Annotated in this window: 19 protein-coding genes; 15 read left to right on the plus strand and 4 right to left on the minus strand. The window is 44.6% G+C overall.

Going from position 1 to position 25,486, the window contains the following annotated elements; translation table 11 throughout:
- Positions 1–274: 274 nt before the first annotated feature.
- A complete protein-coding gene (locus tag NHN17_RS20095) occupies positions 275–715 on the minus strand; it encodes a hypothetical protein (RefSeq protein ID WP_255044415.1) in 441 nt (146 codons plus the stop codon).
- 593 nt (positions 716–1,308) lie between these two features.
- Here NHN17_RS20095 and NHN17_RS20100 point away from each other — a divergent pair.
- The 11 genes from NHN17_RS20100 to NHN17_RS20150 all read left to right on the plus strand — a co-directional run bounded on the left by NHN17_RS20100 (position 1,309) and on the right by NHN17_RS20150 (position 13,023).
- Positions 1,309–2,070 (plus strand): DUF3450 domain-containing protein, encoded by a 762-nt coding sequence (locus NHN17_RS20100; RefSeq protein ID WP_255044416.1) that lies wholly within the window; start codon positions 1,309–1,311, stop codon positions 2,068–2,070.
- 1 nt (position 2,071) lies between these two features.
- Positions 2,072–3,403, plus strand: coding sequence for a MotA/TolQ/ExbB proton channel family protein (locus NHN17_RS20105; protein WP_255044417.1), 1,332 nt, complete (start codon positions 2,072–2,074; stop codon positions 3,401–3,403).
- A complete protein-coding gene (locus NHN17_RS20110) occupies positions 3,403–3,963 on the plus strand; it encodes a MotA/TolQ/ExbB proton channel family protein (protein WP_255044418.1) in 561 nt (186 codons plus the stop codon). Before NHN17_RS20105 ends, NHN17_RS20110 begins: the two co-directional genes overlap by 1 nt.
- Positions 3,963–4,367 (plus strand): ExbD/TolR family protein, encoded by a 405-nt coding sequence (locus NHN17_RS20115; protein ID WP_107296501.1) that lies wholly within the window; start codon positions 3,963–3,965, stop codon positions 4,365–4,367. Before NHN17_RS20110 ends, NHN17_RS20115 begins: the two co-directional genes overlap by 1 nt.
- Positions 4,367–4,984 carry an energy transducer TonB gene (locus NHN17_RS20120; RefSeq protein ID WP_255044419.1) on the plus strand — a complete coding sequence of 206 codons (618 nt, stop codon included), beginning with the start codon at positions 4,367–4,369 and terminating at the stop codon, positions 4,982–4,984. The genes NHN17_RS20115 and NHN17_RS20120 overlap by 1 nt, the downstream gene beginning before the upstream one ends.
- Complete coding sequence (locus tag NHN17_RS20125) at positions 4,981–6,159, plus strand: tetratricopeptide repeat protein (protein ID WP_255044420.1); 1,179 nt, start codon at positions 4,981–4,983, stop codon at positions 6,157–6,159. Before NHN17_RS20120 ends, NHN17_RS20125 begins: the two co-directional genes overlap by 4 nt.
- A gap of 325 nt (positions 6,160–6,484) precedes the next feature.
- Positions 6,485–8,509: an elongation factor G gene (fusA, locus tag NHN17_RS20130; RefSeq protein WP_255044421.1), complete on the plus strand. Its 2,025-nt coding sequence runs from the start codon at positions 6,485–6,487 to the stop codon at positions 8,507–8,509.
- 285 nt (positions 8,510–8,794) lie between these two features.
- Positions 8,795–8,980 (plus strand): hypothetical protein, encoded by a 186-nt coding sequence (locus NHN17_RS20135; protein WP_255044422.1) that lies wholly within the window; start codon positions 8,795–8,797, stop codon positions 8,978–8,980.
- Between the two features lie 293 nt (positions 8,981–9,273).
- Entirely contained in the window at positions 9,274–9,489 is a 216-nt protein-coding gene (locus tag NHN17_RS20140; RefSeq protein WP_255044423.1) for a hypothetical protein, read from the plus strand.
- Entirely contained in the window at positions 9,482–11,245 is a 1,764-nt protein-coding gene (locus tag NHN17_RS20145) for an ABC transporter ATP-binding protein (protein ID WP_255044424.1), read from the plus strand. Before NHN17_RS20140 ends, NHN17_RS20145 begins: the two co-directional genes overlap by 8 nt.
- The gene (locus tag NHN17_RS20150; protein WP_255044425.1) at positions 11,239–13,023 is read left to right on the plus strand and encodes an ABC transporter ATP-binding protein; all 1,785 of its coding nucleotides are present in this window, start codon (positions 11,239–11,241) and stop codon (positions 13,021–13,023) included. The genes NHN17_RS20145 and NHN17_RS20150 overlap by 7 nt, the downstream gene beginning before the upstream one ends.
- A gap of 91 nt (positions 13,024–13,114) precedes the next feature.
- On the opposite strand, the gene NHN17_RS20155 is transcribed toward NHN17_RS20150, so the two are convergent.
- Together NHN17_RS20155 and NHN17_RS20160 are read right to left on the minus strand one after the other, a co-directional pair.
- Complete coding sequence (locus NHN17_RS20155) at positions 13,115–14,719, minus strand: ABC-F family ATPase (protein ID WP_107347422.1); 1,605 nt, start codon at positions 14,717–14,719, stop codon at positions 13,115–13,117.
- A 232-nt stretch (positions 14,720–14,951) separates the two neighbouring features.
- Entirely contained in the window at positions 14,952–15,752 is an 801-nt protein-coding gene (locus NHN17_RS20160) for a Cof-type HAD-IIB family hydrolase (protein WP_255044426.1), read from the minus strand.
- A 353-nt stretch (positions 15,753–16,105) separates the two neighbouring features.
- Between NHN17_RS20160 and NHN17_RS20165 the strand changes: the two genes are divergently transcribed.
- Positions 16,106–17,269, plus strand: a complete 1,164-nt coding sequence (locus NHN17_RS20165) for an efflux RND transporter periplasmic adaptor subunit (protein ID WP_255044427.1) — start codon at positions 16,106–16,108, stop codon at positions 17,267–17,269.
- A gap of 3 nt (positions 17,270–17,272) precedes the next feature.
- Complete coding sequence (locus NHN17_RS20170) at positions 17,273–20,410, plus strand: efflux RND transporter permease subunit (RefSeq protein WP_255044428.1); 3,138 nt, start codon at positions 17,273–17,275, stop codon at positions 20,408–20,410.
- 99 nt (positions 20,411–20,509) lie between these two features.
- On the opposite strand, the gene NHN17_RS20175 is transcribed toward NHN17_RS20170, so the two are convergent.
- Positions 20,510–21,388 carry a LysR substrate-binding domain-containing protein gene (locus NHN17_RS20175; protein ID WP_255044429.1) on the minus strand — a complete coding sequence of 293 codons (879 nt, stop codon included), beginning with the start codon at positions 21,386–21,388 and terminating at the stop codon, positions 20,510–20,512.
- A gap of 156 nt (positions 21,389–21,544) precedes the next feature.
- Between NHN17_RS20175 and NHN17_RS20180 the strand changes: the two genes are divergently transcribed.
- Together NHN17_RS20180 and NHN17_RS20185 are read left to right on the plus strand one after the other, a co-directional pair.
- On the plus strand, positions 21,545–23,536 hold the full coding sequence (locus NHN17_RS20180) for a CocE/NonD family hydrolase (protein ID WP_255044430.1): 1,992 nt from the start codon (positions 21,545–21,547) through the stop codon (positions 23,534–23,536).
- A gap of 21 nt (positions 23,537–23,557) precedes the next feature.
- Positions 23,558–25,147: a BCCT family transporter gene (locus NHN17_RS20185; RefSeq protein ID WP_255044431.1), complete on the plus strand. Its 1,590-nt coding sequence runs from the start codon at positions 23,558–23,560 to the stop codon at positions 25,145–25,147.
- The last annotated feature ends 339 nt before the right edge of the window (positions 25,148–25,486 follow it).

Consider the following 25,486-nt stretch of genomic DNA (forward strand, 5'->3'; position numbering starts at 1 on the left):
CAGCTCATTTATTCAGGTATTCAAACAGCACCGATGCCTCAACGTTTACTTAAATTAGCTGAGGCTCGGTGGTAATCAGGAAAGTATTACCTATTTGTCTTAGACGATGATCAGTATGCGATTTGTGGGTGCAACATGCATCCACATTTTGTGTTTAAGCTGCAATATGCCAGGGGTATTGATACTGCTTTTGATAATGAGATTAATCAGCCCACTGAAGGGGTCAGTTGCCAAAGATGTAAGAAAAGCCCGATGGTAAACATCGGGCTTCGGGTTATTTCTTTAGACGTTCTGTATCGATAACGTTCTTGAATTTACCGGCTTTGCTAAAGATGTAATTCACATCAGGCGGAAAATCTTTATTGCTCTTGGCATGCTTCATCATGTCGAAGACCGTGAATTCAGTCATGATAGCGTATTGATATTCTTTGAAATCGCCTTCAGCTTGTAGTGTTGGATCATAGTACTTATCGCCTTTACGGATGATAGCATGATCAATGACTTCTTCATCACAGCGATAGCCAAGCACGTAGCGATCACCTTTACCGTAGATGACATTCATATAGCTGTTGTAAAAACATTCACCCTCAGCAGATGTACATGATTCAAGTACATCCTCATCCATAGCAGAAACGGTGACAATACGCATTTTGTCTGCTTTTAGGTTAAGAGCTGTCAGTTGCTGACGAACGTTATCTAGGTTTACTTCTGTCACTTCAAATGTACCGATAATTTTAAAAAAACGTCACATTATACCTGCCTGCTATGAAAATGACACATTTGCTCATCGATATCTCACTACTGCCCCCGCTTGACGTATTCATTGCGAGGCTTTGAGATGCAAAGCGGGAGTGGATTCCTCCGTGGCGGAAAGCAACACTGGTCTCATTACAGTCAACCAATTGAATGGCTATAACGCGTAGAGGTTGTTAAGGGTGCTGCACGTTAAATTGGCAGCGGGACACTGAACGAAGCGCAAACACTGCGTGCGCGAGCGTTGTATCGAAGCATACGCTGCATACTCTGAAAGCTTTGAGCCGCAAGGTGAAGTATCATGCAAACGTAACCCTAGCTCAAGGCCGTAACCACATGATGACGTTACAAGTGTGTTGCTAATTGATTAATAAAGGGGGAGGGGTGTGCCTCCTCCTTTACTGTTTTATTAATTAATGTAAATTCAAATGATATCGATTTTCATTTGATGTATATTGATTTCACTCGTCGACTAGCGCTCGGTGAGTTTCTTTGTTTTTGGTATAGCCTTCATTATTTGAAGATTTTTAATTTTATTAGTGCATTGAATTTTAAATGAATATTAAGAAAACTAGCCTAGCACTACTGGTGCTGGGCCTTACAACTGGAGCACAAGCCAGTACTTTGGGTGAAGCGCGACATCTTGAAAGCTCGATGAATAAAGCGTCGGCAAACAGCCAGACAATCATTGATCGTAGCGCGGAATCGACGTTATCGATGAAAGCTGAGATTGAGCAACTGCAAGAAGAAGTACAGAACTTGCAGGTTTATCGTGATCACCTTGCTAATTTGGTTGATAGTCAGAACCAAGAGAAAGCCAGCCTTAATCAGCAAATTGAAGGGATTAAAGATACCCGCCAAGGTGTTGTCCCTTTGATGTACAGCATGCTAAACGGTTTGAAAGCCAATGTTGAAGCGGATAAACCCATTCGTCGAGAACAGCGTTTAACGCGTATTGCTAAGCTTGAAAAAATGATGGTTCAGGCTGATATCAGTGATGCAGAAAAATACCGTCGTATCTTAGAAGCCTACCAAATCGAACTTGATTACGGCACCAAGATGGGCATCTATCAAGGGCAAGTAGCGCTAGAAACAGGTTCAATTGAAGCGGACATGTTGTACTTGGGCCGAATATCTCTTGTTGCCCGTAGTCTCGACGGAACCAAGTACTGGTCTTGGAATGAAAAAGACTCAGTTTGGCAGTCACTTGATGGCTCTTTCGCTTCAGGTATCAACAAAGCATTTGCCATTGCTTCCAATCAGGCTGCTCCAAGCCTAATCGCCCTGCCAGTTTCAGTTAACGTGGAGACGAAGTAATATGAAGATCAAAGCGTTAGTGGCAGCGTTGTGCCTAATTTCAGCTCCTGTTGTTTCGGCTAACACGGAATTGGTTAAAGATACCCGCCAAGAAGTGAAGGTTCAGCAGCAACATAATGCTGAGCGTGAGCAGGGTTTCAAAATGACAGAGCAAGAGTTCAAAGCTCAGCGTGATGCTCTTCTCAAGCAACGTCAGCAACTTCAGAGCGAAACTGATCAATTCAGCGCTACTTTCAGCAAAAATGAAAACGATCTGGCAAAGCTTGAAGAACAGTTGCGTCTAGAAACCGGTAGCTTGGGGGAATTGTTTGGCGTTGTACGTCAGGCGGCAAAAGATCTTGACTCAGAAATGGGCTTCTCGGTTACCGGTGTTGACCGTAACGAATATCGTCAAGTTATCGATAGTATCGTTGAAGCCAGAACACTACCTTCACTAGAAGAACTTAACGGTCTGTGGAAAGGGCTTGAAGAGCAGATTTCAGCAAGCCGTGAATTGCGTGCTGTATCTGTACCATTCATTGATGGTCAGGGACAAACGACCAATGTCGATGCTTACCGTTTAGGTAGCCTTGGCTTGATCGGTGAGCAGGGATACCTAGCATGGGATGGTAAGCGTGAAACGGCTAAACCATACCTAAAACAGCCACAAAACGGCCCTGTCAGCCAACAATTGTCACCGCTTGAGCAGAATGGTATGCAAGCAATGGTGGTTGATCCATCCCGAGGCATCATGCTTGAACAACTTGCCAATGCCCCGGAGCTGAAAGACCGTATCGAACATGGTGGCGTGGTCGGTAAAATTATCCTTGGCCTACTGGCGATAGGTCTGAGCATCGGTCTTTTCCGCGGTGCTAAATTGTTCGCAATTCGCCAGCAGATCAAAAAGCAGCTTAAAACACCTGAAACTCCGGGTAATAACCCACTCGGTCGAGTGCTTGGCGTATACAACAAAGAGCAAAACCGCAGTGTGGAAGCGCTTGAACTTCGCCTTCTAGAAACCATTGTTGACGAGCAGCAAGGTCTGGAAAAAGGGCTTTCTATGCTTAAGCTGTTGGCAGCACTTGCGCCAATGCTGGGTCTGCTGGGTACGGTAACCGGTATGATTGAAACCTTCCAGGTGATCACACAGTTTGGTAATGGTGATCCAACCGTGATGGCTGGTGGTATTTCCATGGCACTGGTAACAACGGTTCTGGGTTTGGTAGCGGCGATGCCACTGCTTCTTGCACATAACATGTTGACAACCCAGGCTGAAACTATCCGCACTATTCTTGAAAAACAAGGTATCAGCCTCGTCGCTGAGCAAGCTGAAAAAGCAGGAATTACCGCATAATGGAAAGCAATCTGTATGAAGTTCCGCTAGTGCAAGCTTCATTCTTTGATGCTTGGAAATTCTCGCTAGAGACCTTCATGAACCAAGGTGGTCAGGTGCTCTGGTGGTTAGCTGCGGTAGTGATGTTTTGTTGGATTTTAGTGATTGAGCGGGTGCTATATCTGCTCATTACCTACCCAAAACAGCGCCAGCTTTGGCTGGAAAAGTGGCAATCAAGGGATGACCATTCATCTTGGTATGCACGCTCAATGCGCGATGGTTGGTTAAGCCAAGCACATATTGCTCTTAACCAGAACCTTAATTTGATCAAGGTTCTTGTGGCAATTTGTCCAATGCTTGGTCTGCTAGGTACCGTTACCGGTATGATTTCGGTATTTGATGTGATGGCCACTCAAGGCAGTAGCCAACCAAGGTTGATGGCGTCAGGGATCTCCCTAGCTACATTACCGACAATGGCGGGTATGGTCGCAGCACTATCGGGAATGTTTGTACATTCTCGCTTAGCGAAGTCCTGCCACAAGCGCGAAATTAAGTTAGAAAAATTATTGAGGAGTCAGTAATGAGACTGAGTCGTCCTTCTTCAGCTCGTGAAGATGCTCAGGTAGACCTGACATCTATGCTGGATATTGTATTTATCATGTTGATTTTCTTCATTGTGACCAGTTCATTTGTTCGTGAATCCGGGGTTGAAGTCAATCGTCCACAAGCCAGTAATGTCGTTAGCCAAAAAGATGCGGGTATATTTATTGCCATCACGTCAGCCAATGACGTGTACATAGATAAACGTGTTGTTGATGTCGAGCGTGTTCAGGCAACGTTAGAACATTTGTTGCTTGAACAACCTGAAGCATCCTTGGTGATCCAAGCGGATGAGCATGCTTACAACGGTACGGTTGTTAGAGTAATGGATGCAGCTAAAGGCGCGGGTGTGCAGAAAATAGCGTTGGCAGCGGAGAAGCGCTAATGCTGCGTGTACTTATTGCAATTCCCACGGCTTTCTTGATGGCGTTAGGCTTATTCACCTTCATGGCCTGGATGGTGGATAACGGTAATCATCGCCCTGAAGCTGAAAAGCAACTGTTAGCGTTTGATATGGTGATGGTGGAACAGGAGCGTGAAGCTCAGCGCCGTCAACGTGCTGTGCCCGAGAAGCCAGAAACACCGGAACCGCCACCAAAGGCAATGCCTCAAGCCTCTAATCAGGCTGCGACAAATACGGTGAGCCCGTCGATGCCAAACCTTAATCTAGATGCTTCTGTATCCGGCTTAGCAATCAATGTCCCGACGTTTTCTGATTTTGGCGCTAACCAACAAGCGATGCCGCTGTATCGTGTTGAGCCCAAGTATCCTACTCGCGCGATGAATCAGGGTGCTCAAGGTTATGTTGTATTGTCATTTACCATTGATCCGCAGGGCCGACCAGCGGATATCAGTGTACTGGATGCCAAGCCTCGCCGTTTATTTGAACGTGAAGCTATTCAAGCACTGAGAAAATGGAAGTATCAGCCTAAAGTTGTTGATGGCAAGTCGATAGCACAGGTTGGTCAAACGGTCAGATTGGAGTTTAAGATAGAGAAATGATCAAAAAATTGACATTAATTGCTGCTTTATCGCTTCCTCTTGGCCTGATTGCTGAACCTGCGGTATGTGCTGAACTGTCGCAGTACACGGCGGGCCGAGTACAGCGTGCTCATAACCTTCAGCAAGACGAGAAGGTCGCTGATGCGATTACCTTGTTGGAAGGACTAAACCCATCCCGTGATTACGATAAAGCTTACGTTCAACGCATGTTGGGTGTGTTTTATTGGCAGCAGGATAATACGGCTAAAGCGATCTCAAATTTGACTGATGCGGTCAATTCAGGGTTGTTACAAGATGAGCAGGCTTGGATCACCCAGCGAATGCTCGCGGATATTTTGCTATCGAGTGAAAACTTTAAGCAGGCACTGCCGCATTACTATGCACTAAGCAAAAATATCCCGGAAAATCAGAAAGCCGATGAATTGTGGCTTCGTATCGCTCAATCTCATTATCAAATTTCTGAGTGGAAACAGACGATATCGGCTATCAATACTTACGCCAAGCACGCTGGCAAAATGGACGTTCAGCCACTAACCATCAAGTTAGGTGCTCAGCTTCAGCAGCAACAATGGAAGGCGGCATTGCCAACACTGGAAGCGCTGATTGTACTAGAGCCAAATAAATTGGTTTGGTGGCAACAGACAGCCGGTATTCAATTGCGTTTGGGTCAGTCTCAGTCTGCGTTGGATACATTGGCATTGGCGCGCAGGCAAGGTGTTGAGCTTTCCCAGCAAGATTTGAAAACCCTCGCTCAGCTTTACGCCCAGCGCGGTATTCCGGAAAGAGCCGCGATCCTGTATTCGCAGCTTGATGGGGCTACGTCTGATGTTGAGCTTGTTGTTGCGCAGGCGCAATATTGGCAAATAGCCAAAGAGTGGGATAAATCTATCGCCATTTGGCAGCAAGCCGCAAAAATGGACAACCAATACCGATGGCAGCTTGCTCAGCTATTACTGCAGCAAGGTTATTACCAGCAGGCGATTGCTGAACTGGATAAGGTGTCAGATAAAAAGCACGATGCCGATGTGGCCTTGGCTAAGGTACGTGCCTATTACAAGCTGAACAACTTTGAGAAAGCGATAATTTTCGCCAAGCAAGCGGATAATATCGAGTCGAGCTCTGCTTCAAAGAGTTGGATCAAGTATCTTTCTCAAAAACGACAAATGGCCAGTTAAATCAGCCACTGCTTTTGCCTAAGGCTACGATTGTGATATCAGCAAGATGTTTGTTGAATGTCACAAAAGTGGCCTTTTTTTGTAACATAAAGCAGGCGGTTCCCGCTGATATGAAATAACTCACATTAAAATAACGCCAATGAGCGCAAGCTAAACGAGACATTGAATAATCATTCTTTGGTTATTCTTAATATTATTCTTGTGGCGATTTGGGCCTGTGCTTATGGACGTACCCATCCGAAAATTGACCTGGAAGACGACAAGGCGGGAAACCGCCACGCATGCAGATAAATAGCGTTTGTCTTTCAGAACTTCGGAGGTTGATATGTCCATGAATGAAATCCGCAATATCGCAATAGTAGGCCAAAGTGGGGTAGGTAAAACCACCCTTATAGAGCGTCTATTGTATGAGTCGGAATGCTCCACGCATCTAGGTAGCGTTAAGGATGGTGACACGGTCACTGACTTTGATGACCAATCTATCCATTATCAACACAGCATTGAAGCAACACCAGCCGCACTCTGTTGGAAAAAACACCGAATGAATGTTGTTGATACTCCCGGTTTACCAGAGCTATTGGGACGTACTTTGAGCATTTATCCAGCGGTTGAAACCACCGCTTTAGTCTTTGATGCCAATACGCCACTAAATCAAGTATCTGATAAACTTTATTCTTTTGCCAAATTGCAGAAGAAATGTCAGATGATCATTATTAATAAGGTTGATCTTAATCCGGATAAAATTCCACAGGTTATCAATGAGATCCAATCGCATTTTGGTCAAGAATGTCTGCCCATAAACTTGCCTTCTGATGATGGTAAATCGATAGTTGATTGTTACTTTTCGCCTGACTATGAGGCTTCTACACTTTGGGATAGCGTGGAATCAGCACATGAGCAGCTTATTGATCAGGTTATCGAAGTCGATGAGAAACTCATGGAGTTGTATTTAGAACAGGGTTCATCGTTAACACCTAAGCAACTACACGACCCATTTGAAGAAGCCTTACGTACAGGGCATGTGATCCCGATTTGTTTTGTCTCCGCTGAGACAGGGCAAGGCATTCCATTACTCCTCCAAACGCTTGCTGAAATTATGCCCATGCCATCGGAAGGTAACCCACCGATGCTGGAGAAAAATAATCAGAAAATTCGGGTTGATTGTGAGAAGCTCGATCATACTGTTGCCCATGTTTACAAAGTCAGTGTTGACCCTTATCTAGGGAAATTGGCCTATATAAGAGTGTTCCAAGGAGAAATCAATGCGGGCTCTCAGCTTTATATTGGCGAGAACAGTAAGGCGTTCAAAGTGGGGCATTTATACCAGTTGCAAGGCAAGAAACGGATAGAGATCGGTAATGCCAGAGCTGGTGATTTATGTGTACTGGCCAAGGTTGATGATTTGAATTTTGATTCAGTGGTTCACGATTCACATGATGAAGATGATGTCATCATGAAAACACTCGATTTCCCCGCGCCTATGTACAGTTTGGCCATTCAAACAACCAAAAGGGGGGATGAACAGAAACTATCGGAAGTCCTTCATAAAATAGCCGCAGAAGACCCTTCCTTGCGACTTGAGCATCGAACTCGCACTAATGAAACTGTATTGAGCGGACAAGGTGAATTCCATTTAAAAATTGCCCTCGAGAAAATGGCCTCAGTTTATAAACTCAATGTAAATACTGAGCTGCCGAGTATTGAATACTTTGAGACCATCACTCAGCAGGCGGAAGGGCATTACCGCCATAAAAAACAAAGTGGTGGTGCCGGACAGTTTGGTGAAGTCCAGTTAAAAGTAAGGCCGTTAGATCGCGGGGAAGGGGTTGTTTTCATCAATAAAGTGGTGGGTGGAGCCATACCAACGTCGTTAATTCCAGCTGTTGAAAAAGGTATCCGTCAAGCGGTTGAAGAAGGCGCAATTTCACGGAATCCAATCCATGACATTGAAGTTACCGTTTATGACGGTAAGTATCATTCTGTTGACTCGAAAGAAATTGCTTTTGTCATTGCAGGCAACAAAGCCTTCTTAGATGCAGTCAATAATGCCAACCCTATTATCCTTGAACCTATCGTTGAGCTAAAACTGCAGATCCCAACCGATTCGGTGGGGGATATTAGCGGTGATTTAGCGGCTAATCGTGGTGTGATTTTAGGTACGCAATCGGAGGAGAATAACTTCACTTCGTTGCAGGCGAGAATTCCACAAAATGAGCTTCTGGATTATTCACAGCGACTAAGAGCAATGACCGGAGGTGAGGGAAGCTTTAGCATGGTACTGAGTCATTACGACCCAGCACCAAACACGGTGCAGAAGAAAGTTTGTAGCGATGCGGACGCATCATGCTAGCCGTTAGTTAACTCTTAATCACTTTTATGAATTTTGATTGAATGTAGGCTCCTGACATCGGGAGCCTATTTTTTTGGCGATCTTAACCAGCAAGACTGATCAAATATTTATGTAGGTTGGTATGGCAGCTTGTTGAAAAAGGGTGGCGTTTTCCTAACGGTGAGCTCTGTCATACTGTGACTTATAGCAAAATACCCGGCTAGCGCTAAATTGTAAGTAATCCAATTAAGTTACTTTCTATTCGGTCGTTTATATCTAAGAGAATTAATGATGTTAGGGGGTTGCATGTCTCTTGGAATAAACCTGTCTGGTGACGATAAACAAAAGCTGGTATCAGAGCTTAAAGCCGTTGTGCTGAACCGTTTTCCAAACCGAGAAGTGAAAATAATTAAGCAAACTCAGCAGCATGGTACAGTCTCGCTGCACTTTGAAGTGAACGATGGCGATCTTATCAAGATCGACCTGCCTTAGACGTCTCTTGTTGAAGTCTTCAAGTAACCGCATATTTTTTTGAGTAGTTGAGCCGCAGGCAATGAGTTTGTTACTGCGGCCTGAATGAGTTGCAAGAAATCGTTACGCTGCCAGTTCCAGCTCTGCAGGCTCTGTATTCCCGCGCTTGACACAGGCACAGAGAGCATTGCCTGATATCAATTTCTAGTGTCATGTTGAAGGCTACCCGTATTTTATCTTTAATTAACGTGCCGGATGTAATTTTGATTTGATAAGTGTACACTTATCAAAGTCACTGAAAATCTGGACTTACCTTGAAAGAGAACACTAACAAACACCATTGCGGAAGCAGAGGCGGCTCAAGGCCGGGCTGTGGTCGCAAACCAGGTGTTAAAACCCGTCCGGTTCGCTTACCGGAATGGTTACTGGATGCGTTAGAAGATATCGACGACCCTCGCCACTGTATTGTCAAAGCTTGCATTGAACATTACGGCATTGAACCTCCCCGACAAAAAGACTCACATGACTAAAAAACAGTTTTTCGCGCATTTTCTACGAATGAATCGTAAGTCATATCTACTGGCGATCGTGTTTATTTTCCTTGTTAATTGGCTTCAAGTAGAAATACCGCGTTATATCCAGCTAGCGATTGATTTGATTGATGGCGCAACGTTAGCCGACCAGCAACAGCTTAAAACGTACGTTGGGATCGTGGTGATCATGGCGGCGTCTATGATCGTGGTGCGTATCTTATCGCGTATCTATGCTCTTAACCCTGGCCGAATTACCGAGGCAGCGCTAAAAAACATTCTCCTACAAAAGCTTAACCGCTTACCAAATAGCTTTCATGACCGATTTGCCTCGGGAAAGCTCATTTCAATCATGAATAATGATCTAGGTGGTGTCAGGCTACTGTTTGGTTTGGGTTTTCTGCAGTTTTTCAACGCCTTGCTTGCATTGTCGTTAACACCGCTATGGATGTGGCGCATTTCGCCAGAGTTGACCTTGTATTCGGTTATACCGATTGCGATTGCGTTTGTTATTTTTCGTATCGGTTTTAAGCGTATGAAAGCCCTTCACATGGAACATATGCACAGGTTGCAAACTCTGTCAGCTCAATTAATGAGTTACCTAACCGGCATCGATTTGATTAAAAGCCAGCAGATGTCACCTTGGGTGAAAACGGAAATAGAAAAGCTCAATCAGCAATTGCTGCAATGTCGAATGAAGATCACGCGTATTCAGGTGTATTTTATGCCTGTTCTAGACTACGCCAATGACCTGATGAAAATTCTTATTTTAGGGTGGGGGGGCTACATGCTGATGAATCAGCAACTCACTCTCGGTGAAATTACCGCTTTTCTTACTTATTCGGTATTGCTTGCAATGCCATTAATGCAGCTCGGTCGTATTGCTACTATCTATCAGCGCGGTATGGTCGGGATAACCAGCGTGCAGACTATTTTGAATGCAGACATTCCAGAGCAGGATACGATGCAACTGTCTCCGTCAGGTGTTGAAACATTGAAAGGTAAAACATTCTCGGTACAAAACCTGAGTTTCAGTTACCCAGGAGAAGATCGTTTAATTCTTGATAACATTAGCTTCGAAATACCACCAGGCAAAAAAGTCGGTGTATTGGGCAGTATTGGAGCAGGTAAAACAACACTGGTAAATTGCCTAAACCATCACCTAGATGTTCCTTCGCGTTCTGTTTTTCTTGGTGAAAAGGACGTGACGACTTTTGCTCGTAGTGATTTACGCCGCTTCATAAAAACAGTGACACAGGATCCTTACCTATTTTCGGCAACGGTGGAAGAGAATATTCGCTTTGGTAGCCGTGGTATAGATATTGCCAAAGAGCAGGTCGATGAAGTACTAGCGCTGAGCCAACTAGCCAACGATGTGTCACGGTTTGAAGACGGTGACCAAACACTGGTCGGTGAGAAAGGGATCATGCTCTCAGGTGGACAGAAACAGCGTTTAAGTATTGCCCGTGCGTTGCTTCAACCTTGCGACCTGATTATCATGGATAACGTGCTTTCAGCTGTTGATTACGAAACCGAACGGAAGATCCTTGAAGGGGTGTTTGGCCAGTTGAGCACACAATCTGTGCTTGTGGTATCACACCGTGTTAACGCACTTGAATATATGGATGAAATTATCGTACTCCATGAAGGGAAAGTCATAGCCAAAGGTAGCCATGACATGTTATTGAAAACTTGCCCTTACTATTACGAAACATGGCAATTGCAGCAAAATGAAGCGGAGACAGAAGCATGTTAAAAGGTGTTGATGTTAAATACCTAAAGCACTTTTTCAAATTTGCTAAAAAGTACAAAAGGTCTGCGCTGATTGGTATAGCTATGCTGCCACTTACCGTAATCACTAGTTTGTTGTTTCCTTGGCTAATTATTAAGGTGATTGATACCCACCTTACTCAGGGAAACATGGACGGATTAATACTGCATGTTGCCTATCTGTTTGCCGTTCTTGTGGCAAGCTATGTGGTTGATACCACCTATTCGTATCAACTGCGTAAAACCGGTCAGCATACGATTACGGATATGCGAACGGTGTTATTTGAGCGTGTGCTGAAATTACCTCGAAGCTATTTTGATAATACGCCTACAGGGGTAACTCTTTCACGCTTAACCAGTGATTTGGAAACCATTGGTGAATCATTTGTTCAATCCATTGTTGGACTGGTGAAAGACTCGATTAACACCATTGCGCTGCTGATCATGATGCTATTCATCGACTGGGAGCTGACACTGATTGTATTAGTCGTTATGCCGCCGGTTATTTACCTCACAAGGTATGTTCGAAATCGTCTTCGGGCAACGTATTTGGTGACTCGTTCGGCGCTGGCGCGTGGAATTGGCTTCTTGCAAGAAGTGTTAATTGGCGTAAAAACGGTTCAATTTTATCGTGCGGAAGAGGAAGTTGAAGCTAAGTACCAAGGCTATACTGACGAGTTTTTAAAAGCTCAAATGAAAGCAAATAAATATGATGCCATTTTGTTTGCCTTTATTTCCGGCGTTACCTCAATCACTATTGCGTTGATGATCTGGTATGGCTCCGGCCAGGTGATGCAAAACGCTTTAACCTTGGGGGTATTGATCGCGTTTATTAATACGCTGGAAAAAGTCTTTGTGCCTATCCGGGACTTTACCTCGCAGATTGCGTCTATTCAAAGTTCCTTTGCTGCTTTCGACCATATTGAAGAACTCTTTGTTGAGCCTATGGAAGAAGAAGGGCGTCAACTACATCCTAGTCATAAGGTGAAAGAGCAGCTTAGTGAATTTGTCAGCCTTGAGTTTAAGAACGTCAGCTTCCGCTATAAAGAGGATTCCCCCTACGTATTGAAAGATGTGTCATTTGTATTAGACAAAGGCCATCAGATTGCGCTGGTGGGCTCAACCGGATCAGGTAAGTCGACTATTTTACGCTTGCTTTCTAAAACGTATCAGGGATACGAAGGTAGCATCATATTAAACGGATTAGAGCTTTCTGAAATTTCGATTGAGGATACCGCCCACTTATTTTCCTTGATGATGCAGGATGTGTATCTGTTTGAGGAGAGTATAGAGTTCAATATAGCTCTGGGTAAGGAGGCGATTTCACGTGAACAGGTAGAGCAGGCGTCACGCTATGTTTTTGCTGATAAGTTCATTGAGCAATTACCTCAAAGTTATGATTTCCGTTTGGATAAAAATGGCTCGAACCTTTCTGTCGGTCAGACTCAGTTGATTTCGTTTGCTCGTGCGGTTGCGCAGGGTGGTCAGGTAATGATGCTGGATGAAGCGACCAGTTCAGTTGACTCCATAACTGAGGATCTGATCCAAAAAGCGATGCAGCGATTGTTTAAAGAGAAAACCGTTATCGCCATTGCCCACCGCCTGAGTACGGTGCGTCACTCTGATATGATATTGGTGCTTGAAAGAGGTGAAATTGTTGAACGGGGTAACCACCGAGAACTGCTCGCTCATGACGGTATTTATGCGGGTTTACTCAACGAGTCTATCTCGCCAGTTCCCGAACAAGATGTTAAAAGTGCTTAAGCGACAGTTTTTATAAGAATATTCCGGTTATTAAAAAGGCACTCCAAATCGGAGTGCCTTAATATCTTGCTTTCTTTATTGCGTGTAATGCTTATGCGACGCTTAACATTTTCTGTTGATGTGCAAGGTACTCGTCATAAGTACCTTGGAAGTTAACAAGTTTCTTGTCTTTCACATCAATAATTGACGTGGCAAGAGATGATACAAACTCGCGGTCATGGCTGACAAAAATAAGTGTACCTTCATATTTTTTCAACGCGTTGTTTAGCGCTTCAATAGCTTCCATGTCCATATGGTTTGTTGGTTCATCCATAACAAGCACATTGACGTCTTGCATCATTAATTTACCAAACAGCAGACGGTTCTTCTCACCACCCGAACAATTCTTCGCTTTTTTGTTGGCATCATCAGCGGTGAATAGAAGGCGACCTAAAATACCTCGTACCATCAAGTCGTCATGCTTTGCGGTACGCCACTGTGAAATCCAATCGAAGATACTTAAATCGTTATCGAAATCCGCTGTACTATCCTGTGGGCAGTAACCGATAGAAGCATTTTCAGACCACTTAACAATGCCGTGGTTTTGTTCTAATTCGTTGACTAGGCAGCGAAGGAATGTTGTCTTACCCACGCCATTCTCACCAATTACTGCTAAACGCGTTCCCGCTTCTAGAAGTAAATTACCCTTTTCGAAAAGGAGTTCATCATCAAATGCGTGACCTAAATCTTGTAGCTCAAGTGCTTGGCGGTGCAGCTTCTTGCCTTCACCAAAATCAATAGACGGGCTAATACGGCTTGACGATTTAACTTCATCTAGCTTGATTTTATCCAGCTTCTTCGCACGAGAACTGGCTTGTTTAGCTTTAGATGCATTGGCACCAAAGCGGTTAACGAAATCTTGAAGTTCGCTAATCTCAGCGGCCTTCTTAGCATTTCCTGCAAGCAATTGTTCGCGGATCAAACCTGAGGCCTCAAGGAAGTATTCGTAGTTACCAGGGTAAATACGTAATTCACCGTAGTCGATGTCCGCCATGTGGGTACATACTGAGTTCAAGAAGTGTCGGTCATGTGAAATGATGATCATTGTACACTTACGTTGATTCAGCTCTTCAGCAAGCCAGTTAATCGTATGAATATCCAAGTTGTTGGTTGGCTCATCTAACAACAAGATATCAGGGTTGGCGAAAAGTGCTTGCGCAAGTAACACGCGCAGCTTCCAACCTGGAGCGACCTGCTGCATGAGGCCGAAATGGAATTCTTCTTCGATACCCGCTTGAAGCAAAATGTCGCCAGCACGGCTTTCTGCGGTGTAGCCGTCCATTTCTGCGAACTCACTTTCAAGTTCAGCGACTTTCATGCCATCTTCTTCACTCATCTCTGGTAGTGAGTAAATACGGTCGCGCTCTTTTTTAATCTCCCATAGCTTACGGTCACCCATAATAACGACATCGATTACGTTGTGTTGCTCGAAAGCGAATTGGTCTTGACTCAGTACGCCAAGTTTTAACCCTGGGGTTATAGATACATTGCCAGAGCTTGGCGTTAGTGCGCCACTCAGTATTTTCATGAACGTTGATTTACCACATCCATTGGCTCCGATTAAGCCGTAACGGTTACCGTTACCGAACTTAGCAGAAATGTTTTCAAATAAAGGCTCGGCACCGAATTGCATGGTGATGTTAGCGGTTGAGATCAAAGAAATATTCCTAGGTATAAGATGAGCTAATTGCTTAGTCAGATATGCCAAATCAACAGAAATGAAAGCACGAATTAATAGCTGGCGAATTATACAGATAAATTGAACAAATAACAGATGTGAGAGCTAAGTCACAGAAGGTGTTTGTGTTGGATGAAAAATCAACAGGATGATCTGCTAATTCGCCATTTAATGTTTGGTCAGCTCTAACAAAAACGCTCCTAATTTGGGCTTAATCGAGTAACTCACGCTTGATCACGGTCATTACGCCAGCGTCACGATGGTTAGGGGCTGAAAAGCGTGCGGTTTGTTTCACTTTAGGGTGGGCGTTATCCATGGCGTAAGAGTGATAGCTGGCTTTGAGCATTTCTAGATCATTGAGGTAATCACCAAAACTCATGGTTTGCTCATGGCTAAATCCAAGCGTGTTTTGCAAGTGTTCAATTGCTGCCCCCTTAGAGGCGTAGGCATTCATCACATCGAGCCAGATTTTTGCACTCAACACCACTTGGTGGCTTTGACCAAACTCGCTTTCAAAGCTTGGGAGTACATGCTCTTCAGTGCCGTCAAAATGACAAATGGCGACTTTAATAAAGTCATCATCAACAGCTAACAGGTCGTCGACATACTGACAACGGTGGTAGTACTTAGCGAACTCTTCTAGCGCCTGTGGGTCTTGGGTTTCGATATAAGCCGATTTAGTTCCAGACAAGACGATATTGGTCCCTTCGATGGCACGTGCCTGCTGAATAATCGCCTCAATCGAGGGTTTGTCGATTTCACAACGATACAACTCTTCGCCTTGGTGCATCACCATGGTGCCATTTTCAGCGATAAACGTCATACGATCGCGAATTGGTGCGAAGGTTTCCATCAAGCTGTAATACTGTCGCCCCGATGCGGCAGCGAAAATGATTTCTCGTTGCTCTAATTGTTGGTAAACCGAGTAGAAGTCTTCGGGTAGTTGGCTATTGTGATCGAGCAGAGTCCCGTCCATATCGACGGCAATAAATTTGATGTCTTTACTTGGCATAGTTGACCGTGTAATTGGCAAAAGGTGTGTATCAAGCATAATAAATTACAGCAGTCACCATTCTCTGCAAGTGATTTGCATCAAGCATCGGTATCGAAGAGGTTTTGAAATGAAACTGAAGACCATCAGTATTGGCTTCGATACTCTCTGTGCTCCAAAATGTGTTTTAACAAATGATTATATTCTTCATTGTCATGTTACTGAATCAATTTACGCCATTCTATCCTGTTTAAAAATCGAAATAGCTATCGGTCTCATTAATGGTTATTTACAAAATTCCGAGTCTTAACCCCACCTTAACCATTTCCCTGCTAAAAATAGTCATAATAATGCTTCTACGATAAGGCCTCATCATGCATCTACCCAGCTCGTTAAAACTGCCTCTGTGTCTACTCCTCTCTAGCGCTTTATTGCTCGGTTGTGGTGAGCAAGAAATAGACCAACGACCAGCCCCCGGTCCACCTCATGTTGACGTACTAGATTTAACACCGACAACATTGCGTTTGACTACAGAGCTGCCAGGACGTATTGCGGCTTTCAAACAAGCCGAAGTTAGACCACAAGTGACGGGCATTCTCAAAAGCCGTTTATATAAAGAGGGCTCTCAGGTAGAAGCTGGTGATGTACTTTATGAAATTGACCCAACAATCTATCAATCTAACGTCAATAGCGCACAAGCTCAATTAACAAAGGCACTGGCGAGTGAAAAATCAAGTCGAAAAACCGCGGTTCGTTATCAGGAACTCCTCAAGAAAAAGTTAACCAGCCAAGAGAATTTTGATGCTGCTGATGCTTCTTACAAAGAAGCCCAAGCAGAAGTGGCTATCAGCCAAGCAGAATTGGATTACGCTAATGTTGAGCTGTCTTATACCAAAATCAAAGCCCCTATCTCAGGTCAAGCAGGGCTCTCTATGGTGTCTGAAGGATCGTTATTGACCGCTGAACAATCCTCTTACCTAACGACGATCGTACAAACCTCGAACGTCTATGTAGATATGCAACAATCTTCGCTGGCAATTACTAAAATCAGAAAAGAGTTTGCTAGCTTTACTGATAAGAATGCTGAGATCCCGGTGTCGATCACGCTAGAAGACGGTAGTGCTTATGATGAAGTGGGTCATTTAGAGTTTTCAGACACCCTCGTTTCAGACTCGACAGGTACCGTAACGCTGCGCGCCATTATTCCAAACCCGAACAACCTATTGTTAGGTGGTATGTATGTACGTGCTCATATCTCTATGCCTGAAGCTCGAGACTACCTCGTTGTACCGCAATCGGCCGTGGTAAGAAGCCAGTCTGGAGAACCTTCAGTCTTTGTGGTTAGTCAAGATAATAAAACGGTGAAAAAGCCGGTGGTTATCGGTAATGAAGTTGGCAACGGTTGGGTGGTTAAAGAAGGACTTGTCAGTGGTGAGCAAGTCGTCATCTCCAATATCATCAACATGAAAAATGATATTGCTGTGGTTGTCGATAGCAGCACTGAAAGTACAACTCCCACTACTGTCAGTGAGGAGTAAATCATGTCCTTATCAAATTTTTTTATTAGCAGACCTATTTTTGCTTGGGTGATCTCCATTGTCATTATGCTTTCGGGTATTGCCGCAATCGTTACATTACCCATCGCGCAATACCCAACTATTGCACCACCTGCGGTGACGATATCAACGTCATACCCTGGTGCTTCAGCAAAAACGATTGAAGACAGTGTGACTCAGGTCATCGAACAAGGCATGACCGGGTTAGATAACCTGCTATATATGGCGTCTAAAAGTGATTCTTCTGGTAGCGCTAGTGTCACATTAACGTTTAGTGCAGACACCGATCCCGATATCGCTCAGGTGCAAGTTCAAAATAGCTTACAGCAAGTCAGTAACCGCCTACCGACAGCGGTACAAAATCAGGGGACCTCTGTGACCAAGAGTACGTCAGGTTTTATGTCGGTGACCAACCTATATTCTCCTGACGGCAGCATGAGTGCGGGTGATATTCAAGATTACGCAAACTCAAGCATCAAAGATATCCTGAGCCGTGTAAACGGTGTGGGAGATGTAACCATTTTCGGCCCATCCTATGCGATGCGTATCTGGTTAGATCCTGCCAAATTAAACAGCTATAGCTTAACGCCTGTCGACGTATCTAATGCTGTATCAGTTCAAAATAGCCAAGTGACAGTTGGACAATTGGGCGGAACGCCAGCCATTGATTCTCAGTTAATTAATGCCAGTATCACCGCACAAAGCCTGTTAACCAGCGTTGAAGAGTTTGAGAATATCTTAATTAAAGTCGATAGTGACGGCTCTCAGGTTAAGCTCAAAGACGTAGCGCGAGTAGAGTTAGCCAGTGAAGAGTCCTCAAGTATACCGGCCTATATGGGTAAAGACGCCTCAGGTATTGCTATCACCCTTGCAACAGGCGCGAACTCGTTAGATACACAAAATGCGGTTGATGCAAAACTTGAACAACTATCCAAAGGTTTTCCTGATGGGCTCGCATTGGTTAAAACAACCGATAACAACTTGTTTATCCGATTATCCATCAGTGAAGTGGTCAAAACCCTCTTTGAAGCGGTTGGGCTTGTCTTTATCGTGATGTTGCTGTTTTTGCAAAATATACGCGCTACCTTGATTCCAACCATCGCCGTGCCAGTTGTATTGCTTGGTACCTTTGGTGTTATGGCAATACTGGGGTTCTCGATCAATACACTCACTATGTTCGGTTTGGTATTGGCTATCGGTTTGTTGGTTGATGACGCCATCGTTGTGGTGGAAAACGTTGAGCGTTTGATGCATGAAGAGAACCTATCTCCTCTTGAAGCAACCAAAAAATCAATGGGACAAATTACCAGCGCCTTAATCGGTATTACAATGGTGTTGTCGGTTGTATTTATTCCTATGGCCTTTATGTCTGGCTCAACGGGCGTTATCTACCAACAATTCTCTTTGACAATTGTCTCGGCAATGGTGCTATCCGTTATCGTGGCATTGATCCTTACTCCGGTACTGTGTGCAACGCTTCTACAGCCTGTCGATAAAGAGTCGAATAACAAGTTTTTTGCACTGTTTAACCGAGGGTTCGACAAGCTATCAACCCAATACCGAGGGTCAGTTAAACACACTTTACAACGTCCATTACGCTTCGTTTTTGTTTACCTAATGCTTTTTGCAGGCACGGCTTATCTATACAACGTGCTGCCAAGTTCATTTTTGCCAAATGAAGACCAAGGTGACTTCATGGTGATGGTGACCACACCAACGGGGACCACATTACAAAAGACACAAGAAGTGATGTTGGATATCAAAGATTATTTTGAAGAGAACGAATCACACACTGTCGACCACGTGTTTACCGTGTCTGGATTCAACTTTTCAGGCTCTGGACAAAACGCAGCGATGGCGTTCATCGGCATGAAGGATTGGTCAGAAAGGACTGAACCTGGAACCGATGTGGATTCCATTATCGGCCGTGTTATGGGCGAGTTTTCAAACTACAAACATGCACAGATCTTTGCTTTTAGTAGCCCAGCGATCCGAGAGCTTGGTACTTCAACTGGCTTTAACTTCTACCTAGAAGACGTCGGTGCAGTCGGTCATGACAAGCTGATTGAGATAAGAAACCAGCTACTTGGTGCAGCGGCACAAAGTCCATTATTGCAAAGTACACGTCCAAATGGCCTTGAGGATACCGCGCAACTGTTCCTTGATGTCGACTATGAAAAAGCCAAAGTGCTCGGTTTAGAAATTGATGACATCAACCAATCATTGTCAATTGCTTGGGCATCATCATACGTGAATGACTTTATCGACCGTGGCCGCTCAAAGAAGGTTTACATTCAAGCTGATGCAGAATATCGCATGACACCAGAAGACCTGAACTTATGGTTTGTGCGTAACAACAACGGTGAGATGGTGCCTATCTCAGCTTTCAGCACTTATCACTGGGGCCAGGGCTCTCCACAATTACAACGTTATAACGGTAATCCTGCAGTGGAAATCGTCGGTGAAGCCGCCTCTGGTTACAGTACTGGTGAAGCGATGGATGAAATCGATAGATTGGCCGCAGAGATTTCAAACGATGTACAGGTGAGCTGGACGGGAATGTCCTATCAAGAGATCGAAGCTGGCAACCAAGCGCCAATTCTGTACGCAATCTCTATCTTGATGGTTTTCCTCTGCTTAGCCGCTTTGTATGAAAGCTGGAGTATTCCAATTGCGATTATTCTGGTGGTTCCATTAGGGATACTCGGCGCACTGGCTGCGATCATGCTACGAGGGCTAGAGAACGATGTTTACTTCCAAGTGGGCGTGTTAACCACCATAGGTTTAACTGCTAAAAACGCAATTCTGATTGTTGAGTTTGCGAAAGAGCTTTATGAAAAAGGTGTCAATATTATTGATGCAACGGTACAAGCGTGTGAGATGCGTCTGCGCCCAATCATTATGACGTCACTGGCGTTTGGACTTGGTGTATTGCCTTTGGTTCTTAGTACGGGAGCGGGTGCCAATGCACGAAACGCTATTGGTACGTCAGTATTGGGCGGCATGATAGGGGCAACTCTATTGGTGATTTACTTCGCGCCGCTATTTTTTGTGTTGATCTGCAAACTGTTCAAATCAGATGACAAAGCAGTAATAGCAAACAACGCCGAACAGCCAAACTGAGTACTAACAAAATGAGGAGATGGTGAGCCTAGGAGTGGCTCATCATTACTCGCTGATAACTTTCAAAGGATAGAAAATGACGAACGTTCTTGTTAAGTCCTAATATAACTGCGTAATGGATGCTGACTGTTCTTGTTTTAGCACCCAGTTTACGAATGTTTGTGCGGCTGGATCGGTACAGTGATCAGCTATCGAGAGAAAATAGGCTTTATCGTTAAAATCAATTAATTTAGTCAGAGCAACCAACTGGCCGGCTTCCAATAGCTCGTCAACATGCCAGTCCCATACGAGGGCAATTCCAGCATCATTGATGGCCGCCTGTATCACGGCAACTTGGTCTGTCATGCAAATCGCATCATGGGGTATACGGTATTCTAGCCCTGTTTTTTCAGCCCAAGTTTGCCAACCCTCCCAGAATTCAAGCTCATCTTTTAGCATGACAAGGGGGAAATCAAACACTGTTGATATATCAATATGTCCGCCATGTTTTTCGAGAAAACCTGGGCTACATACGAGTAATACCCGTTCATGAAATAGCAGATAGTTATTTTGTTTTTGCGAGTGTATCGGGGAGTAGAAGAACGCGACATCATAGCTATCATCAGTTGCTACTTGACGCTCATTGTTCACGTTAATATTTAATAGAACATCAGGGTGCTCTTGGCGAAATTGGTCTAATCGAGGCAATAACCAAAAGTGCAAAAAACAGGGGCCGACTTCAATATCTAAAGCAGGAACGTTCGCAGCTTCATCCATGATGAGCGTCTCTTCTGCAAGTATTGTTAGAGCCTCTGTTACTCGGTCTAAATACCGGCGCCCTTCGTCAGAAAGGCGCACACCTTGGGTAGAACGGATAAACAGCTCTGTACTCAGCAGCGACTCTAGCTGTTTGATCTGTTTACTGACCGCTGTAGGTGTCACGCAAAGCTCATCTGCAGCTTTGGTTAAACTCCCCAGTCTCGCCGCCGCTTCAAACATAATTAGGCTGTTAGTGGAGGGTATTAACTTGGCGTTTATGGACATCGTCTTACTTGTGTGAACTTAAAGTTAACACCATAGTAACTAAATACTGATTTACTGACAAACATCACGTTATAACATAGAAGGTTCTGTGTTTATGTTACAAGGATGATAATGAAGACCGTACAAGAGATCCATCACGACTGGCTTACCCTTCCTGATGGCACACGGCTCGCTTACCGAGCTTGGATGCCTGCAAATGTTGCTGCTAACCCTGTTCCCGCTATATTAGAGTTTCTTCCCTACCGTAAAAATGATGGCACCATCATCCGCGATGAGATAACGATGCCGGAAACGGCTGCACATGGTTATGCGTGTATTCGTGTCGACCTTCGAGGTTGTGGTGAATCAGAAGGCCTGTTTGAGGATGAATACTCCCAGCAGGAGCTTAAAGACGGTTGCGATGTGATTGACTGGATTGCCAAGCAGGATTGGTGCGATGGGAATGTCGGCATGGTCGGGATATCTTGGGGAGGGTTTAATTCTCTACAGATAGCAGCACTTAAGCCTCCTGCACTGAAAGCCATTATTACCCAGTGCTCAACGGATGATCGTTTTAGGGATGACATTCACTTTGCTGGTGGTTGTCTGCTCAATGACAATATGGATTGGGCCGCTTTCTTCTGGGCCTATGCATTAGGCCGCTCTCCAGATGCTAAATTGGTCGGCGATGAGTGGAAAAATATCTGGCTTGATAGGCTCGATAAGATGCCATTTTTGGCTAAACCTTGGCTGACGGAACAAACACGTTCTGATTACTGGAAACATGGTTCAGTTTGTGAGGACTACTCAGACATTGAAATACCTGTCTATGCGATGGGGGGCTGGGCTGATGGGTATCGCAATACTGTCTTTTCTTTACTGAGTCATCTGTCAGGACCAAAGAAAGGTCTCGTTGGGCCATGGGCACATAAATACCCGAACATTGCTTACCCAAACCCGAAAATGGATTACGTTGCCGAATCTGTCCGGTGGTGGGATCGCTGGTTGAAAGGGATTGAAAATGGCATAGAGACTGAACCAGAGTTGCATTATTATCTGCAAGAGAGTGTATTGCCACAAACCGATTATGAACATCGAGCAGGGTCTTGGGTCAGTGAGCCAACATGGCCATCCCGCAACACCCATTATAAAAAGTGGTACCTCTCCGATAAAGGGTTGTCAGACTCAGTTTTAGACAGTGACCCTTTGAGTATCCGATCACCACAAACGGTTGGCTTAGATGGTGGCCGTTTCTGTGTTGGTATTCGAATGGATATGGAAAACCCCGCCGATCAACGTATTGATGATGCTGGCTCACTGGTTTTTGATTCCGATACACTAACAGAAGATCTGCCGATAGCCGGGCAGGTAATGGCGCATTTATCCTTATCCAGTGATAAACCTCAGGCTTATGTTATTGTAAGGATCTCTGATGTGCATCCAATGGGCGAGGTTACTCGGATAACGCATGGCCTGCTGAACTTGTCTCACCGCAATAGTCACGAGTTCCCTGAATCGCTGGTTGCTGGTGAAATTTACGATGTGGATGTCGCGTTAAATCATATGGCTTATGTCGTGCCAAAAGGCCATAAAGTAAGGATTGCCATATCGACGTCATACTGGCCTCTGATATGGCCATGTGCGGAAAATGCAACGCTGACGCTACAACCCTCGCAATGTTCAGTGAGTCTTCCGCTGAATCTACAGCCGACGATGTCAGATCTTGTCCCTCGTTATGACAAGCCAGTGGCGTTTGATGGTCAAGTAATGCGAGCGCCAAGCAGCAAACGTATCGTTCATCGGGACTATAAAACTGGAGTGAGTACCCTAGAGACCAAAGAAGATTTTGGGCGTCAGTTTATCACTTCATCACAGAGTGAAATTGATTTTACCATTGAGCAAGCGTTATCGATTCACCAACAAGATCCCTTAAGTGCGCAAAACGACATTCACTTATGTGTGGATATGGGGCGTGATGGCTGGCGTACTGCAATAGAAGCGCATTATGTAATGACGTGCGACGTAAATCACTTTTACATTCAGGCACAATGGAAAGCCTGTTGTGATGGGGAAGTGATTTTCGAAAGAAGCTTTGATGAAGCCATCAAGCGCAACTTCATGTAATTGATGTTCAAGGATGAGCAAATGATTAAAAATATTCGACCTCTGGTCTTTTTTCCGACCTTCTTGATACTAATGGCAGCATTAGTATTTAGCTTGGTTGACTTGGCGGGTTTTACCGCGGCTACTCAAGCGTTAAACAACAGTATCTTGCAGCATTTTTCTTGGCTATTCAGCCTAGGGAGCTTCTACCTGCTGATGCTTATTGTGGTCACTTATTTCTCTAAGTTGGGTAATATTCGTATTGGGGGCGAGTCGAGTACTCCACGTATTAATAAAAAACGCTGGTTTATGATTGTACTCTGCACCACATTAGCGGTGGGTGTACTGTTCTGGACGACTGCCGAGCCTATTTACCATATTTATGGGCCGCCGGAGAGCTTGGGTATCGAGCCTGGCAGCGCCAATGCGACATTGTTTGCCATTTCAGCGATGTTCTTGCACTGGGGCCCGACGCCATACGCCATTTATTGTGTTCCTGCGCTTATTTTTGCGCTTGCATTTTATAACCTGAAGCTTCCGTTTTCGATTTCCAGCTCATTGCGTCCGGTGTTTGGCCGTTATCTGACGCCGCAAGTTTGTGATGTGGTTGATGCTCTCGCACTGTATTCCCTGGTGGTGGGTATGGCTTCATCGCTGGGCACTGGTGCGCTGACCTTGGTTGGTGGGGTAAGTCAGTTTATCGATATAGAGCGTAATATGTTTACGCTTGGCATCTTTATTGCCATCATCGTCGGTACCTTCATTTTTTCGGCGGCCAGTGGGTTGATCAAGGGGATTGCCCGTATGTCACAGGCGAACTTTTGGATGTTGATTGCGCTGTTTATTTTTGTACTTGTTGTTGGCCCAACCACTTACATTTTGGCGCTTGGTGTTGAAGGTCTAGGCGAGTTTATTCAATCTTTCTTCCGTTTGAGCCTGTTTACTGGTCAAGCTGCCAATGACCCATGGCCCCAATGGTGGAGCGTGTTTTATTGGGCAGTGTGGTTTGCTTGGGCGCCAATTACTGCAATGTTCCTCGGCAAGATTGCTCGTGGTTACACGGTGAAAGAGTTCATTCAGGTTAACTTGATCTATCCAAGCTTGTTCATCATGGTTTGGGTATCGGTGTTTTCCAGTACCGCCATCTATATGGATGCGCAAAGTAATGGTGGGTTATATACCGTTCTTAATGAGCAGGGGATTGAACAACTGCTCTATCATATTATGGGGCAGTTGCCTTTCAGCGGAATAACGTCATTCTTTTTGATCCTGATTGCGTTTATTTCATATGTAACAGCAGCGGACTCTAGCACTGATGCCATCGGAGATTTATGTACTAAAGGTTTCGATTCTGAGTCTGATGAACGCACTTCACTGCCGATCAAAATTCTTTGGGGCGGCGTTATTGGCCTAGTAGCTTGGATCATGGTGAGCACGGTTGGTATCAATGGGGTGAAACAACTGTCGAACCTTGGCGGGCTACCCGCAACAGTCATTATTCTAGCTTGTAGCCTGACATTAATACGTTGGTTGCGAAAGCCTGAACTATTGACTGACGTTCACCCAAACGAGATAACTCAGTCACTTGAAAGCAATAATGCGGGTGGAGAACCGGTATACGAGAAGCTATAACCATAAGAGCACATCGCCCATATAGGGCGATGTGCTTGAATGATATCCCAGTTATTACGTTTATCGCTATTTATTCACAGAAATGGCTATCTGTCGTATTGAAAGGCTTATCGACACGGTGGCCTGCTTAATCGAATGCTTGATGGAGACTTTTCTGAGGATATTAATATATCCCAATACCACTGGGTCACTGAAGTCAGTAAACCTACAGCCACTCGCTATTTGACCATGTTGGTACACCAGGGTTATACCAACCTACATAAATATTTGATCAGTCTTGCAGGTTAAAATCGCTGTTCTCTACGTTAGATATTTTGTAATTAGAGCCACTAGTTACTG

Source organism: Photobacterium pectinilyticum (genome assembly GCF_024357955.1).
GTDB classification, from domain to species: domain Bacteria; phylum Pseudomonadota; class Gammaproteobacteria; order Enterobacterales; family Vibrionaceae; genus Photobacterium; species Photobacterium pectinilyticum.